At 44.6% G+C, this 16,791-nt stretch carries 16 protein-coding genes; all 16 read left to right on the top strand.

Translation table 11 applies throughout. The features are described 5' to 3' along the window. Positions 1–224 precede the first annotated feature (224 nt). The 16 genes from acs (at position 225) to V7D75_RS05065 (ending at position 16,474) form a co-directional block, all read left to right on the top strand. On the top strand, positions 225–2,186 hold the full coding sequence (gene acs, locus V7D75_RS05140; RefSeq protein WP_333613685.1) for an acetate--CoA ligase: 1,962 nt from the start codon (positions 225–227) through the stop codon (positions 2,184–2,186). Positions 2,187–2,367: 181 nt separating this feature from the next. Beyond that, on the top strand, positions 2,368–3,537 hold the full coding sequence (locus tag V7D75_RS05135) for an NAD(P)/FAD-dependent oxidoreductase (protein ID WP_333613684.1): 1,170 nt from the start codon (positions 2,368–2,370) through the stop codon (positions 3,535–3,537). Between the two features lie 288 nt (positions 3,538–3,825). Continuing rightward, positions 3,826–5,160, top strand: a complete 1,335-nt coding sequence (locus V7D75_RS05130) for a tyrosine-type recombinase/integrase (RefSeq protein WP_333613683.1) — start codon at positions 3,826–3,828, stop codon at positions 5,158–5,160. A 113-nt stretch (positions 5,161–5,273) separates the two neighbouring features. Continuing rightward, positions 5,274–6,665: a hypothetical protein gene (locus tag V7D75_RS05125; RefSeq protein ID WP_333613682.1), complete on the top strand. Its 1,392-nt coding sequence runs from the start codon at positions 5,274–5,276 to the stop codon at positions 6,663–6,665. Positions 6,666–6,792: 127 nt separating this feature from the next. Then, positions 6,793–7,317, top strand: coding sequence for a hypothetical protein (locus V7D75_RS05120; protein WP_333613681.1), 525 nt, complete (start codon positions 6,793–6,795; stop codon positions 7,315–7,317). Beyond that, a complete protein-coding gene (locus tag V7D75_RS05115; RefSeq protein WP_333613680.1) occupies positions 7,277–10,549 on the top strand; it encodes a tape measure protein in 3,273 nt (1,090 codons plus the stop codon). Before V7D75_RS05120 ends, V7D75_RS05115 begins: the two co-directional genes overlap by 41 nt. Positions 10,550–10,756: 207 nt before the next feature. Beyond that, complete coding sequence (locus tag V7D75_RS05110; protein WP_333613679.1) at positions 10,757–11,017, top strand: helix-turn-helix transcriptional regulator; 261 nt, start codon at positions 10,757–10,759, stop codon at positions 11,015–11,017. 2 nt (positions 11,018–11,019) lie between these two features. Then, on the top strand, positions 11,020–11,274 hold the full coding sequence (locus V7D75_RS05105) for a helix-turn-helix domain-containing protein (RefSeq protein WP_333613678.1): 255 nt from the start codon (positions 11,020–11,022) through the stop codon (positions 11,272–11,274). Continuing rightward, the gene (locus tag V7D75_RS05100; protein WP_201619014.1) at positions 11,275–11,562 is read left to right on the top strand and encodes a hypothetical protein; all 288 of its coding nucleotides are present in this window, start codon (positions 11,275–11,277) and stop codon (positions 11,560–11,562) included. It begins immediately after the preceding gene. Then, positions 11,555–12,130, top strand: a complete 576-nt coding sequence (locus V7D75_RS05095; protein ID WP_333613677.1) for a hypothetical protein — start codon at positions 11,555–11,557, stop codon at positions 12,128–12,130. The genes V7D75_RS05100 and V7D75_RS05095 overlap by 8 nt, the downstream gene beginning before the upstream one ends. After that, positions 12,123–12,704: a hypothetical protein gene (locus tag V7D75_RS05090; protein WP_333613676.1), complete on the top strand. Its 582-nt coding sequence runs from the start codon at positions 12,123–12,125 to the stop codon at positions 12,702–12,704. The genes V7D75_RS05095 and V7D75_RS05090 overlap by 8 nt, the downstream gene beginning before the upstream one ends. A gap of 4 nt (positions 12,705–12,708) precedes the next feature. Beyond that, entirely contained in the window at positions 12,709–12,939 is a 231-nt protein-coding gene (locus V7D75_RS05085) for a hypothetical protein (RefSeq protein ID WP_333613675.1), read from the top strand. Between the two features lie 109 nt (positions 12,940–13,048). Then, entirely contained in the window at positions 13,049–15,151 is a 2,103-nt protein-coding gene (locus V7D75_RS05080; RefSeq protein WP_333613674.1) for a DUF3987 domain-containing protein, read from the top strand. A 394-nt stretch (positions 15,152–15,545) separates the two neighbouring features. Next, the gene (locus V7D75_RS05075; protein WP_333613673.1) at positions 15,546–16,013 is read left to right on the top strand and encodes a hypothetical protein; all 468 of its coding nucleotides are present in this window, start codon (positions 15,546–15,548) and stop codon (positions 16,011–16,013) included. Then, the gene (locus V7D75_RS05070; RefSeq protein WP_201619019.1) at positions 16,013–16,246 is read left to right on the top strand and encodes a hypothetical protein; all 234 of its coding nucleotides are present in this window, start codon (positions 16,013–16,015) and stop codon (positions 16,244–16,246) included. The genes V7D75_RS05075 and V7D75_RS05070 overlap by 1 nt, the downstream gene beginning before the upstream one ends. Before the next feature lie 3 nt (positions 16,247–16,249). Next, entirely contained in the window at positions 16,250–16,474 is a 225-nt protein-coding gene (locus V7D75_RS05065) for a hypothetical protein (protein ID WP_333613672.1), read from the top strand. Positions 16,475–16,791: the final 317 nt, after the last annotated feature.

Genomic DNA, 16,791 nt, shown 5'->3' with positions numbered 1-16,791 from the left:
CTAATTAAGTATACAGCTGTGCAGCGAAATTGTTGTGTTTTGCGCTCGACGTCTTGCAACGACGCTGCTTATTTGTCAAACTAACTTAAGTGTCAGACATTATGGAAGATGACTCTTATACTTGTTTAGGCCACCGTTTGCCGTTCATATCTAACGCAAGCCGTTTAATGATAGTCGCAACGACAGCTGCTACAAGTCAGAATAATTAAAAAAGGATGACTACGATGACTCAAAAATCATTTCCTATCGCGGCTGAGTTTGTCGCCGCTGCCAATACTACCGCCGAGCAGTACAAAAAAGAATACCAACAATCTATCGCGTCACCTGAGGCGAACGATGCCTTTTGGGCGAAGCGTGCCGAACTGATTGATTGGATAAAGAAACCTACCAAAATCAGCGACGTCAGTTATGACTTAGAAGATTTTCATATCAAATGGTATGAAGACGGTGAGCTTAATATTTCAGTTAACTGTCTTGATCGACACGTCAAAAACCACCCTTATAAGCCTGCCATTATTTGGGAAGGTGACCATCCATCGCTGCACAAAATTATCTCATTTAAAGAGCTGCACGAAGCGGTGTGTCGCCTCGGGAATGCCATGCGCAAACTTGGGGTCAAAAAAGGCGATCGCGTCACTTTATATATGCCTATGATACCAGAAGCGATGGTCGCCATGCTGGCGTGTACGCGCATCGGGGCGGTACATTCGGTGGTATTTGGCGGTTTTTCTGCCGAGAGTTTGGGCAATCGCATTATCGACAGCCAATCAAAATTGGTCATTACCGCCGACGAAGGTATTCGCGGTAATAAACGCACGCCGCTTAAAGCCAATGTCGACCGTGCATTAGACATGGATGGCACCGATAGCGTGACCAATGTCGTGGTCGTCCATCGTACGGGTAACTCTGTACCGATGAGCGGTCGCCGCGATGTGTGGTATCACAGTTTGGTCGATGGCGAATCAAAGCATTGCGAGCCTGAAGTCATGAATGCCGAGGATCCGCTGTTTTTATTATATACCTCAGGCTCTACCGGTAAGCCAAAAGGCGTGCTGCATACCACTGGCGGTTATATCACTTATGCGCTTTCTACGTTTCGCGATGTGTTCGATGTCAAAGAAGACGATGTCTACTGGTGTACCGCCGATGTCGGTTGGGTGACTGGTCATACTTATGCCACTTATGCGCCGCTCGCCAATGGTACAACGACGGTCATGTTCGAAGGTGTGCCAGAGTATCCGACGTGGGCGCGTATTGGACATATTATTGATAAACACCAAATCACGATTTTATACACGGCACCGACGGCCATCCGTGCGATGATGAAAGAGGGCGATACCTTTGTCCGTGAGTCGGATCGTTCAAGTTTGCGTTTGCTCGGGACGGTTGGTGAGCCGATCAATCCAGAAGCGTGGGACTGGTACTATCATGTCGTTGGCGGCGGTAAATGTCCGATTGTCGATACGTGGTGGCAGACGGAAACCGGTGGTATTTTACTGGCGCCAATACCGGGTACTGTCGATATGAAACCAGGCGCGGCGATGAATCCGCTATATGGCATCGAGCCGGTCGTCGTCGATGCTGATGGTCATGTCTTAGAAGGTGCGGCAGAAGGTAACCTTGCGATTAGTGGCGGCTGGCCGGGGCAGATGCGTACCATTTATAACGATCACGAGCGCTTTTTAAAAACCTATTTTACAGAATATCCGGGCTATTATTTTACTGGTGATGGCGCGCAGCGTGACGAAGACGGTCACTACTGGATTACCGGACGCGTGGATGATGTGCTCAATGTTGCCGGGCATCGCTTGGGTACAGCAGAGATTGAAAGTGCGGTGGTTGCACACCCAGCAACGGCTGAGGCGGCGATTGTCGGTATGCCGCATGACATTCGCGGGATGGGGGTTTGTGCCTTTATCATTCTAAAATCGGGCGAAACCGCAACGGATGCTTTAAAATCTGAGCTCAATCGCCATGTGCGCGCGGAAATTGGTCCGATTGCTAACTTGGATGCTATTTATATGGTGGACGTCTTACCCAAGACGCGCTCTGGTAAAATCATGCGCCGTATCCTGCGAAATCTTGCCGCAGGGCAGTATGTTGGATTGGGCGATTTATCGACCCTCGCTGATAGCGCTGTCATCAATGAGCTGATTGACGTAGTTAAGGCGGAACGCGGAGATTAAAGAGTATGATTCGTTAATTGGATATACTAAAAGAATATGCACTAAACTAATTTTTCCCTTCTTTAAAAGCCATACTATCGTAAATAGTATGGCTTTTTTACCTAGAGGTTATTGCTATTGGCGCGCTTTAAAGTTTCAATAACTTTTGTTTTTCTCCATATTTACAAGGTTTACCGTCATTATGCCGAACTCTTCTTTGCAGCCTACGCAGATATCAGTGCCAAAAATTGCCATTATCGGTGGCGGCTTAACCGGACTGTTTACTGCCACTTTATTAGAACGTGCTTTTAGCCAAATGAATGACCAGAAAATTAAGGACAAAGCCTTAGTACCAGAAATCACTATTTTTGAGAAATCACGCAGCGTCGGACGTTTAGCGACACGTTACCGCAGCGATAGCCTTACTAATAAAAACTGGCAATGGGCGTTTGGAGCGCAGTTTTTTACCGCCAAGAGCGCAAGCTTTCAACAATTTATTGAGCCGTGGTTACAGACAGGTTTGCTACAGCCTTGGTGCGCGCAAGTAGTGAGCTTAATGCCAATGGCTGCGAATAATCAGACACCTGATATTCACTTCAAAGAGCAATGGGGCAGTACGCAAGCGCGTTATATCAGCACGCCGAAGATGACCAGTTGGGGACGAGCATTGGCTGATGAATTGCAGCATTCCACCGTCAAGTTTAACACCCGCATCGCGCCATTAGCTGGGTATAAGCAAACTCTCGCTAATAAGACCAGTAATAAAACTGAGCTATTCGATAAAAATGGCAACAGTCTTGGTCATTTTGATTGGGTGATTTGTACCGTGCCAAATGGTCAAGCCGTCGAGCTGATGGCAGATAGCGGTTTTAGTGAATGTGCAAAAATCACTGAGCCAACAATGCAGGCGTGCTATAGCTTAATGCTTGGTTGGAATGAGAACCAAGCATTACCTGAGGCATTAAGCTGTTTGGACACGGCGTGGGATGTGGCTTGTGTACAGGATTCTATCATTGATAGAATATTTATCGAGCATCATAAGCCTGAGCATCATGCGCTATTACCCAGCATGACCATTCATGCGCGCAACGACTGGTCAGAGCAGCACGTCGATGACGATATCGATACCATAAAAGCAAAGTTGTTAGAAGTCGCTCAGCAAGCACTAAACTGGAATGCGGAGAGCGCGCCAAGCCAAGTTGATTGTCATCGTTGGCGTTACGCCGCGACCGTAACCGCTTCTCATAAAGAGCAGTTAGGAGTATTGGTTGATGATGAGCGACAATGGATTGTCAGCGGCGATTGGTGCGGGCAAGGTAATATCGAAAGCTGCTATCAAATGGCAGCGCAGATGGCGGCAGCGATGGTTTAATTTACAGATAATAAAGGCTTTAAGGAATTAAACTTAGACGTATTACATCATAATAAATTTGAATTTATACAAATCATTAACTTATAGGCAAAAAAAGAGCCCACGAAGGGGGTTGTTTCAATGTTATCTTAGGGTGTCTATTGATATCTGTAGACTATGTATTGTCTGGTTTACGTGCTAATATCTACTATCTAAGGCTATCAGAAGTGACCACCAATTATCTATGTTAAAGGTGGTCTATGTGGTGGTCAGTTTGTAGCACTGTAAATAGATGATAAAGGTGTAGTCATGGCAGCATTAACAACTGATACCCAAATCAAGAAAGCCATCAAAGAGGCGCAAGGGCAAAAACGCGTTTATCATACTATTGGTGGGTATCAAGGTTTAAGGCTGCGTATGAGGGGCGGCTGTATTGAGTTCCAGCACCGTTACACACACCCAATGACAGGTAAGCGCAAGGAGATGACGCTAGGGCAATATCCCGCCTTGTCACTTGAGCAGGCAAGACGAATGCACAACAATAATATGAGCATACTTGCTCATATGTTGGACCCAATTACGCAGCGCGATAATGAACGAACCAAACAAGCCGCTGCTATCAACAATACATTCCAAGCGGTTGCTGATGATTGGTTAAGCGAACTGACCAATAACCCCGACCACCAGCCGGCACCAAGTACCTTAATAAATATCAATAACTATCTAAGACCATTAACAACTGCCTTTGGTAAATTCCCCGTTAGTGAAATCACTACTCAGCAAGTCCTAGTTTTATGCCGTGACATACAGCGAGTCTATGTGCACAAAGGTAATCGCGTTAAGCACTTGGCGCAGCGCATCTTTGCACATGCTGTACTAAAGGGGCTTATCGAATATAACCCGGTAATGCAGCTATCAGGTGCTAAAGCATTAAAGCCTACTAGAACCAAGCATCATGCCTCACTGACAGACCCTAAAGACTTCGCGGTCCTATTAAGGGACATTGACGAGCTCAGCGATAAACAGGTGTACAACAAGCCAATATTAAAGCTATTAACGCTTACCTTTGCGCGTGTAGGTGATATATGCGCGATGAGGTGGGCAGACATTGACCTGAACGCTAAGCAATGGGCATTTAAGCCTCAGAAAGGGCAGCGCCGCGAGGACATGGTAGAGAGCTTAGTTGTACCACTGGCACCGCAAGCAATCGCAGTCATAAAGCAAATGCAATCATTAACAGGTGGTCATGAGTACGTGTTCTATAACGCAAAGCGTAAGAAAGGGCCTTACCATGATCAGCAAGCAGTGAACAAAGTATTAAATGACCCATCTATGAACAGCGGCGGCATTGGTGCGAACTACGAGGGCAGAGGTTATAAAGAGGTGCACACGCCACACGGCTTCCGTGCCAGCGCAAAAACAATGCTGATGGAGCGACTAGGCTATGACGAGCTACTAACAGAGATACAGCTAGGACACCAAATGCTTAACAAGTACGGCACTGCTTACAACCGTATGCAAGCCGTACCTGAGCGCACACGCATGATGACGGATTGGGCAAACTATTTAGATGATATTAAGGCTGGCAAGATTGATAACGTCATTCACACCAGTTTTAGACAACAAGCACAAAAGCTGGGCTAATGCTCAGCTAACCACTTTGCAAGGCTAGGGGTTGCTCCCGAACGACAGACATTCACACCCTTAGACTGTCACCGCCTTGCTCCTATTTTTAATCAAGGGTGTAGGGGTGTGAAATGAGTACTTTATTAGATAAGTTCGAAGAACATGAAAAAGAGTTTATATCGGTTCCTGAAACGTTAAACCTAATCATGCAAGCTACTAAAGGTACACTTGAACAGGCTAAGGATTATTTACTTGTCATTAAGCTTAACGAGCACGTACCAGTGCTTTACAGGGATGAAAAAAGGCTTGAGTTTAAAAGCAAGCCTAATGACGGTGATGGAAATGGCTTTGAAAGTACTTATCGCGCATTAACGTCTGAGCTTGAAGGTAATGAATATTTTTCTATTAAGGCGTTAAACGAATTTAGACCATTAGATGAGAATGATATTTTTGCTCATAGGCGTGGCTATCATTATGTCGCTCAGCATTCAGTAGGGCGTTTTAAGACGGGCGCTTATGTCATTGGGTTGGATGATAGCAGGGCAGAACAATTGCTATGCACAGGTGCTATTGAAAAGCTTACTATAAAAGAGGTTGAGGATAGAGAATCAAAAAAAGTCAAGTTTCTTACTAAGCAGCTAGCGGATGCTAGAGCACAACTTGCTGCTGAACAAGCTAATAAAATAACTGAAAACGACAAACCTTTAATTGAGCTAGGAGAGTACCAAAAACTATTAATTACTTATCCATTATTCACAGCGCATCAAATAGCTTGTTTGCTTTCGGACCATAACCCAGTAGCTCAAGATTACGATAGTAAAGACGCCTATAGGCTTTATCGGGAAATGACAGATGTTGCAATAGATGCTCGCTTGCTAACACCATTTAATGAAAAAGGGCAAATTCCATCTGAACAAGTTAAGGTATGGCTGGCACGCCGTCATTTTATCTATGAAGGCTTTAATGATGATGTAGTGGAATATCTTGATGATGAAGGTGATCCATTAAAAAGAAGTAGTGATGAGTTTGCTGGAATAATCGGCGTTGTTTATGAAATGGTTCATAAGTTGGAGGCAGAGATTGAACAACTTTCAGAAGACTATGAAGAGCTGAGGTTAGAAAATGAAGAGCTTAGAGCAGAAACGAAACAAGCTAAGCTACCCAACCAATCTACTAAAGACGGTAAAGGGACTATACAAAAAAATTACTTAATAACTATAGGCTTGTTGCTTGAGCTGCTAACTACACCATCAAAGGGTTTTGATGGAAAGTATGGAGGCGAGATAAAGCCTAAAGAGCCTTTGTTTTCAAGCGAGACCAAAATTATTGAGGAGATTGGGAGTTATGGCATACATGGCCAATCCAAAAGTAGTGTTGCACCACGCTTTAAATTAGGAAAAGATGCTTTAAATGAAAATAATCATGAGCTGGATGTAGAGTTAAAAGACAGTCTGCAGGAATGTTTTGATTGTGCAAACGAAGTCCTAAGCGATGCAAAGAAAAGAAAGATAGTAAGTCGCTAATAAAAACTATACCAAAAAATAATCGTACTAACTGGTATGCCGATTCATACCAATTGGGATGCTGTAACCCACTGCTTTCAACATACTGATAACTCTTATTAACAGCATAACTTTGGGAGTTATCACGATGGCAGGCGAATTAGATTTTAGCGTACAGCTACGATTACTAAATGAGAATTTTAACAACGGCATTAACCAGGCGCGTGACCGATTTAGTCAGTTTACGCAGGCTGTAGAGCGCAACCTTGCACAAATGGGCACCGATACTGAACGAGCAGAAACACTGCTTACAGGTTTAGGCAATGTAAGCTCAGACAGATTGACGGCTGAGATTAAAGCTACTGCTGACCAGTTAAGGCAAATGGGCGCTGGCGCGAACATAACCCGTGAGCAGCTTGATAGCGCAATGAGCACTGCTGCGTTACAGGTAACACGCTTAGGGCGTGAGCTTGATGTCGCAAGACAAGAGGCGCTAAGGTTAGGACAAACAAACGCCTCACCTACTGAGCTAACAGAGGCGGCAAATAGAGTTAACCGATTAGAGCAAGAGTTGGGGCAGGCACGATCAGCCAGTACATCACTATCCAATGAGTTAGCTGGTGCGATGAATCGTGCCAGCGCAAGCACTGATGATGCCCGTAACGCTCTATAGGGCAACACGGGCAGCTCAGGCAGAAATAAGACGGCTTGAGAATGAGCTTAACGGCGTTGATGACACGATAAGACGCACGGATGTTAGTACAAACAACTTCAGTAGCAACGTCGGTAAGCTCAGAACAGCCATGAGCGGATTAACAGGGCTATTAGCAGCAGCAGGCATTGGTATTGGTGCGGCTGAAATTATCGAGATGTCAGATGCTTTCGTCACGTTAGAGGCAAAGGTAAAACTGGCAACAGGTGAAGGTGCGGCATTCGTTACAGGCTTTCAAGGTGTGACTGATATTGCAAAGGAAACCTTCACCAGTATTGAAAACACAGGGGAGCTTTTCGCACGTATCACACAAGCTTCTGAGTCGTTAGGCTTGGCCCAAGGCGAAATACTAAGTGTTACTAAAACCATTAACCAAGCCATACAGCTATCAGGCGGTAGTGCTGCCAGCGCTGATGCTGCCATTGTCCAGCTCGTGCAAGGACTCCAGAGCGGCCAATTACGCGGAGAAGAATTTAACTCCATCATGGAACAGTCGCCACGCTTGGCTCAAGCAATGGCAGATGGTTTGGGTGTAACTCGTGGTGAATTGCGAGCAATGGCGGCCGATGGAAAGCTGACAAGTGAAGTTGTGATTGATGCGGTACGCTCACAAACGCAAACTATTAATGATGAATTTTCGACCCTACCAGTGACTTTTGCAAACTCTGTCCAGAATATGAAAACGACGGTGTTTGAACTCGTTGGCAGCTTAAACGAGACGGTCAATCAATCTGGTCGACTGGCTGAAGGCATACAGTACATTAGCGACGCTATTGATAATATTGACCCCGCGACAATGGCGGCCATTGGTCAGTCATTTGATTTTGTCTTAGAGCAGTCCGCTGCGTTATTTACTCTCGTTAAAGACATTTACGGCGCGTTTAGTGACTTAACCTCTATTATCAGTGGTACGGTAGCAGCGGGTAATGATGTCGGCTTAATAACCAAGCTTATGCAGCAATTTGCAGTAGTAACAGGGGTTGCAATTGACGGCATACGCGGTCTATCAATCGCAGCTGACAGTGTTTTTGGCACAATCAGTGGCATTATTGGCAGCGTGTTGATCGGTATTGCCAAGCTCAACGGTGAAACCTCGACAATGGGCGAAGCATTAATCGCCAAGCAAGAAGAGCTATACGCACGCTCAGAACAAAAGATGATGGACTTTAAGTCTAAGTCTGGTGAAGCATGGGCTGAGATGAATAAGACAGCCCAAGACAGACTTGATGAAACCGTGGTCGAAGTCGTTAAAAACTACGATGAAATGGTTGCTAAAGGTAGCTATGCCGCCGAAGCGATGGAACAATATATCAAAGTGGCCAAAGCTAAGATTGCCGCTAATGACATGATTATCACTGATGATATGCGGCTTGAACTAGCAGGGCAAGAGTTGCAAGCATCAATCAGTGAGACAGGCGAAGTGATTGTTGAGTCCTCCAAAGGTGTACAGGCGGCATACCTTGGCGTTGGTCAGAGCTTTGCGGAAGTAGCAATTAAAGCGCAAGAGTCTGGAACATCCATGCGTGAATCGCTGACAGATGCCGTGCCAAAAGCGCAGACCATCGGTGCCGTTGATGACATTATATCTTCTCTTAGTGCGCTTGGTAGTCAGGGGAAAATATCAGGCGAAGATATGGCGTTTGGTATCAACCTTGCCAATGAACGCTACAAAGAGATTGAAAGTAACTTTGCAAGATATGCAGCTAAAAGCATTGCTGATAACGGCGGTATCGTAACGTCCGAGCTTGAGAAAGCAGCAGCCTTACAAGGGCTTGCGGTACAAGCGACTGAAACGGGCAATGTGCTAGTAACGCAGCTTGATAGATCAACGGTTGCAAGCGAGCGCACTAAAGAACAGATTGACGAGTTAGCGGGCGCTGTTGGCGTCGGTCTATCAAAAGAGTTTATCAAATCCAGTGAAGGCTTGAATGAGCTTGTCGATGGGTTCGATGACTTAGAAAAAGCAGGTTATGACGCAAAAGGCGCTTTGGTCGGTGCGCTTACTGAAATGTCTGACAAGGCTAGAAATGACGTTGAGATTGAGGCTTTAACTGCAAGATGGCATGAACTTTATAAAGAGGGCAAGATAACTGGTCAAGAGCTTGCAGAAGGCTTGGAGAATATAAAAAATCGAGCAGACATACTAAAAAACGGCATTAACGGAGTAACTGAGGCTTACGGACTCTTAGGACTTAAGACCCGAGAAGAATTGGCCAAAGACGCCAAAGCATACACCGAGTCTTACAAATTGGTCATGGCTGAGGGCAAGCTGACTGCCCAGCAGCAAGAAGAGGTCTTTACAAAGATGGCAAAGGCTAATGCCGCTGCCAATGGCGGTGTTATTGACAGCTTTACCAGAGCGCAAGCGGCAGCTAAAGGCTTTACAGTTGAGATTGATGCAAACGGTCGTGTAGTCGTTGAAAAGGCGGGGCAGGCAGTAAGCGCAAATGATCGCGTTAAAACCTCAGTAGATAGAGTAGCCACCTCACAAAGAAATCTAGCCAGCAGCGCAGGAACGGCAGGCAATGAGATGGTTAAATCCGCAAGTAGAGCCTTTGCCGCTTATGAAAAGCTACAGCAATCAATATCGGTTTGGAACGCTAAGTTTACCACTGATGCAAACACTAAGAGTGAAAGTGCGAGCCTTGCTTTTATGCAAAAAGCAGAGGCGGGTATCAAGAGTAAGATTACCGCTTTAAACCAACTGAGCGGCTCAACAGCGACCGCAGATGAATCATACCAAAAGCTCATGCGAAGTATGGGCTTTGTGGACGGTTTTAAGTGGTCGAGCATGGCGGACTATGCTAGGGATATGAATCGTGTCAATGCTGCTGTTGATAGACAAGCTGAGAGTTATTCGGCTAATAACATGAAGTACAGACGAAGCAATAAAAACGATGACAGCTCGATTGATAACAATCAGGATAAATTAGATAGAATGATGGCCAGTGCGAATGCTCAATACGCGCAACCACAACCCGTGTTACCGCAATCGGCGCTTGATGCTATCGCCAATCTTAGTAAGACGCCAAACTTTGATACGAGTAAGGGTGGTGGTTCAGTCAAGACTATCAAACTTGACCTTACTTATAACGGTAATAGAGTATCTACAGACATGCCCGCAGACCAAGAAGGGCTACTGATGGCGTTGGTGAAGTCATTAGAAGATAGTAAGGCAATATCAGGCAAATAACACCGTTCAACATTCCAGCATAGAACAAACAGAGAGGTGAGCTTAAGTGCTCACCTCTTTTTTTATTGTCAAAAAACCATACCAAAAAAATAAGCATACCAGTTGGCATGCCAGTTCATACCAGTTGGGATGCTGATAAAAGCTCTATTAGCTAATCTGATAACCCTACACACCGCCAGTTATTGGCGAATATTAGGAGCTATCAAAATGCTACAGCTATCAGAAGACAAGACAAACAAAAACCAATTACATCCTCAAGGACAAACTAGAGTCAGACCAGCAGCTGATTTAATTGGTGTGAATTATCAAACATTGCGCCGATGGTGGCAAACAGACAAATTTCCCAAACCTATAAATATCAATGGGATCTTATTATTCAGAAATTCCGACCTATTAGCTTGGTTGGAAGGACATCAAGCTGATAACGATAATGACCAATCCACAATCGCGCCAGCGCAGGAGGCATAAAGATGAGTAATACGCCACTTAAAACTCAAATAGAGATTGTTAAAGCACATCTAATGACAGGTGCAACTATCACCACGTGGGACGCTTACCGCTTGTATCAAATCACATGCTTGGCTCAGCGCATTCATGATTTACGAACAGCAGGCCTAGTAATTCAAAGTGAGATGGTCAAACACAATAAAAAATGGTTTGCCCTTTACTGGCTCGATGAACAAACATTACTTGAAAGCGAACTATCCAACAGTGAGGTGAACTAAATGAATAACCACCCTAGCATATCAATCGACACCCCAGCCAGCCGCCTAGTAACTGTGGATAGCCTTTACTTACGTCTTATGAATGACCGCGTACAAGATATTTATATTAATACCGACCACCTAGCTACCGCGCTAGATGCTATCAATACAAAAGACGATGTTAGCCAAGGCGTGCTTGTGGCAGTCAAAGCAGCACTACTGACCAATAGCGAGCTGGCAGGTATTGTTAGCGAGATGTTTTGTGAACACGCATTACCGTACCAAGCGGAGGCAACAAGCCATGAGTAGCAATTACACTAGAAACAAGCTTACACCCCGTCACGGGGCAAATTCGAGTCTAAATGACATGAATTCGAGCCTATATGACATGAATTCGAGTTTTAATAGCAGCATTGCAAATATGTGCGCTAAATCAGAGGAAATTACTAAATATCAGCTTATGCTGAGATGTAAAAAAAATGATGTAACAGGGGCGGTTACCCATTTTTCGGATTTTGATAATAGTGAAAGTCAGTGCTTTACAAGTCGTGATAACAAACGCTATCATAGCACCACAACAAAACATTCAGCGGCAAAGCCAAGTCGTCAACCTTTGGCTATTTTTGTGTCTAAAACTGACCTGATTAACACCCAGACAGTTACCACGGGCGCAGATAAAAGAATTACCAGTAGTAATCGTTATACCTATGGCGCTGGACACAGTGACGTAAGTTATGACGGGATGAGTGAACTAAATAAAATACCTCTTTGGGGAAATAAGTTCCGCCGCCTGAATGCGGTTGTTGTAATCCCGTTTATACCCTTTTTTAAGAAATACCCCACACATACAAAACATTCAGGAGGCTATCATGCCTAAATCTATCCGTACTATCTCAAACACTCAAACCACTACCAACAACAGCACACTAGCCACATTTAAGGCAGGTGACAGCGTGCTATGGGCAGCCGTAAGCAATGACACCTATAAGCTGCAATCTAGCAGCGACAAGCGCAGTAACCGCCTTTTTATCCGTCATGCAAATATAGAATATTCCTTTGATACTGATGGGCGTAGCAGCCCTGATGATGCCTTGCCGTCATTATTCCATAACACGCCAGCCAACCGCCAAGCCATTAACGCGCTGTATGGCAGCCAGCACAGCATAAAAACAATAGATTGCACCGATGCAGACGATGACGAAGTTATCTTAATGTCGTCTTGCATGTTGTCCGATACCGCTTGTGATGTTTCTGGCGCTGCTGAGGTCATGTACGATATTGGTCAGCTACTCTACCTAATCTATAGCGAGGACATCTCTTCTAATCAAGTTAAGTCAATGGCGCGCCTTGTGCACGATACTACTGATAGATGGCAAAGCATTCTTAACTACCGACTTGATACGCTCAATAAACCATTAGAACAAACTGGTTTTGGCAAGGTAGAGGGTTAAGAATATGAAAACTATCAATCAGTTAAAACAAGAGTATATCGATACCAAGGCAGGCGAACAAATCCACCTAGGTTGGATCGATGCCTTATTCACTACTATCAAAGATGATCTTAAAAGTGGTGATATTCACAAAGCGCAAAAACTTGCTGACCTTGGGCAATACTTAGCCCAAGACCTTCAGCATTATTCAGAGGACGAACTGGCACAGCTACTTGCTGACAAGGAGGGTTTATGAAAACCTACCCGCAGCCTAAACGCAACCGTAGTCACGCCAAGCGCAAAAGCTACTATAAAAAATATAGAGCAGCGCGTAAGCCGAACCAGTCAAAAACAAGGGGGAGCAGATGACCACCACACCCCAAACAGCCACCCATGAAAAAACCCGCGGCAAGGCGGGTTTAGTTAGCGTCTTAGGCGACCATCAACCGGCAACGGAGCAGACGTTACAAGGTGATGTTTTATTAAAAAAGTTATACGATATTTTAAGGCCTAATAGCTTGTTAGATATTAAAGTTAATTTGTCAGTAAATCAAGGTGACATCTTGCCCACAGCTGGCATGACTGGGCTTGTTTTGCATAATAAAGACTATGAGCCGGTAAACTTATTATGCGTTCCACCAAACGGCAAACCTAAAGATTATGTCGTTACTGACCCGTTTGAAACAGGCGCATTCATCATTGGTAAGATGGACAGCACGCACGAACTGATAGCCGTTAATAACATAGCTGATGCAGTAGAGCTTGCTTATCTATTGATGGCTGAGAATGTGACGATACTAGCCAGCCGTGACGAGTGGTCATTCAATGATATGGTTAAGCATTTTGCGCAAGATTCATGCGTGACTATCATGGCAACAGCGGACGTTAAAGACGAGGTTACCAAGCCGCTTATCGGTGCAAACGTTAGAGCAATCATTACCAGCGAGCGCACAGTGTTAGAGCACTTGGATTATGGCAACTTAAGTTATAAAGCCATACTAGCCCTTGATGATACAAAGATAGTTGAGCTCAGGAGCGTAGGATGGCCCGAACCCGAATCACTGAGCACAGACCCAAGCAAGCAAACACCTTATCCAATAGAGGCTTGGAGCGGACTGCTACAGAGGGTTATTAAGAAGATTGCCCACTACACACAAGTACCCGAGGCTATGGTTGGTCAATGTCTCTTAGGGGGATTGGCGCATATGGGACAGGCTCATGTTGATGCGCCGTTTGGTTACAAGCACATGCCAACTAGCCTAATTATTATCACTGAGGGCGAAAGCGGCAGCGGTAAAACGCAAGCTATGGACTTAACCCACTATAAGATAAAAGAGCATGAACAAAAGAGATATGAAGAATACATAATCAGGCATGATGAACATAAATTACAGCTTGCCAGCCTTAAGGGTCCAGAACTAAAGGAGTATCAAGCAACCACCCCAGCACCATATAACCCTGAGCGGCTATTCAAAGATGCAACTATTGAGCCGATACTGGATAAGTTTGTCAGTAGTGAAATCACAGACGCATCCTGGTCAACTGATGATGCGGCGCAATTCTTCAATGGTCACACGATGAAAGGTGACACAGCTGGTAACGCACTTGCAGCTATTACAGACCTTTATAGCGGCGGTGAAGTGAATCGCACACGTTCAATGAAAACACAGCATGCTAACCCGCATACAAAAGCTTTTAACGTACGCATGACACTGATGTTGATGGCTCAACGTATCATTTTAGAACCAGCATTAACCGATGATATGATGAATCAGCAAGGGTTCTTAGCTCGAGCTTTAATTGCTTGCCCTGACAGCTTACAAGGTTATAGGACGTGGGACGATATCAACCGCCGACAGCAAAGCCCGTATAGAGATACTGACCTAATTGCCTATTGGGACAGATGCAATGATCTACTAGACCCAGTGGCTAGCAACGCGCCTACAGATGACAAAGGAGCACCCAAACGCTTTAAGATGCGCTGGCATGACGCACAAACAGAACAAGTGTTTTATGAGCACATGCAGGTGATAGAGAATAGGCAGGCCAAGGGTAAAACATTGGAGTACCTCAAAGCGTACGCCTCAAGAATGGCAGAGAATGCAAGTCGAATAGCCTCATTGATAGCCTTCTTTGACAAGCGACAAACTATCACCACAGACGATATTAAACGAGCGTTTATGTTGGTGGAATACTCAACGGCCGAACGCTTACGCTATCAAGATGCAACGCCAACCGGTGAGCAAAGCGACCTTGAGAAGCTCAGCATATGGTTAGTCAGTAAGGCAAAAGCTTATAAACCCGCGGTATTGAATAAGTCTTATGTGACGCAGAACGCACCCAATGCGCTAAGAGGCAAAAAACTAAACTTCTTACTAGATGACTTGGAAAGTATGGGGCATATTAGGCTTGAAAGTGATGTGCGCAGGCGCTTAGTTTATGTTAATCCTAGACTGATTATTGATTAACGACCTGAAAAACCCGCTAAACTTGCTAGACTTACCTACAGCCCTTACCAGTTAAGGGCTTTACTTTAGCGGGTCATCTGCTAAGCATTGCTAAACTTGCTAATCTACCGCTAAACTTGGGTAATTCAAACGAACTTTAGCAGAACTATAGCAACTCTAGCAGCACCTTAGCAGGTAGCTAGCTAAGCCAAACGCCCTATAACCAAAGGGCTAGAACGAACTTTAGCAACTTTAGCGGATTTTAGTGGCATACAAAGTAGCCTTGGCAGATATTAACATCTGCCTTTTTCATGTCTGCAGTAATTAAGACATTGCTTTATAGGTGTAAATTAATCCATGATATAATCAAGGTTATAAAGTTACTTAATGATTTAGATAACGAATAGAGATAATCATGCCAGCCATTGCCACTACTTCAAGTCTGAATGACTATCCTAGACTGAGCATTAGCAGCTATCTTGAACAGTTACGCATAACACAGCCTGACAGCCTACCAGTGAGCTATAAACATAAAGGCAAGCATCACAGCTACAACATTGAGCTAGCAAAGACCTCGTGCAACTATGGCAATTATCGTTACTGGTTTTTATGCCCATCATGCAGCAAAAGAGTATCGGTGCTTTATTGTGCAGGGACTTACGTCTGTAGGCACTGCATAGGTGCTAATTATCACTCACAGCTACAGCAACCCGTTGACCGCATTTATACCAAGCTGAACGCCTTACGTGAGCGTTTAGGCTGGCAAGTAGGGGTTATTCACGGCATTGGTGAACGACCCAAAGGAATGCATCACAGCACGTATGAACGACTGCTAGTAGAATATGAGCAGCTGATAAACAAACTGATAAGGACATTCTATTAATGCGACTACCAGACATTAACGACTTAATCCAAGACTTACAGCTTGCAAAGCAGATAGCGATTGATGACCGCAATCCAAACGCCATAGTTACCGCTACAGTCGCACAAGCTAAATTGCTTGGCATGGATAACATGAGGGACGTAACGCCAAACAGTAATGGACTGGGATATATTCCTGAGCTAACTCCTGAAATAGCGCTAGCAATCAGTAAGCGATTAGATGAGGAGTATTGAGCTGTGAGCAGATTAACATTAGATGATTTACTTAATCAGTTAGAACAGGCAAGGCAGATAGCGATTGAGGAGCGTAAGCCCGCAGCGATGATACAAGCCACTGCTACTATGGCAAAGCTGATAGGATTAGATAAGCCACCAATGAAAGACGTTGAGCCGATAGCAAACAGGCCTACAGTGATAAGACTGATAGCACCGACATTGGATAGTAATGGCAAAGCGGTATAAGTAAGGTTGGTTTTTGGACGCCATAGAGAGAAGTTGATAAATCCAAGTTTGGTTGCATCTATTTTGGGTATTATTTAATTCCCACCATTGGTGAGAATTAAGAATCCATAGAAGAGACAGCGCATTACCGCCAACGGCAACCATGCTCAATGTAAATAACAGAGATATAATTTATGCTTGGAGCAGATGCGCTCAAAGTTGGGCGCATCTATTAATGCTTATGGAATGACTCTCACAGATTATGAAAGTTAAAAAAAGAGTGGAGCCTTTCCTAAAAACTGTGTAACTGCTTATAATCCAATAACAGGAGAATAAGC

The organism is Psychrobacter sp. (genome assembly GCF_036731945.1).
Classification (GTDB): Bacteria; Pseudomonadota; Gammaproteobacteria; order Pseudomonadales; family Moraxellaceae; genus Psychrobacter.
The sequence above is the reverse complement of the archived record's forward strand: the minus strand, read 5'-3'. Positions and strand labels throughout refer to the sequence as shown.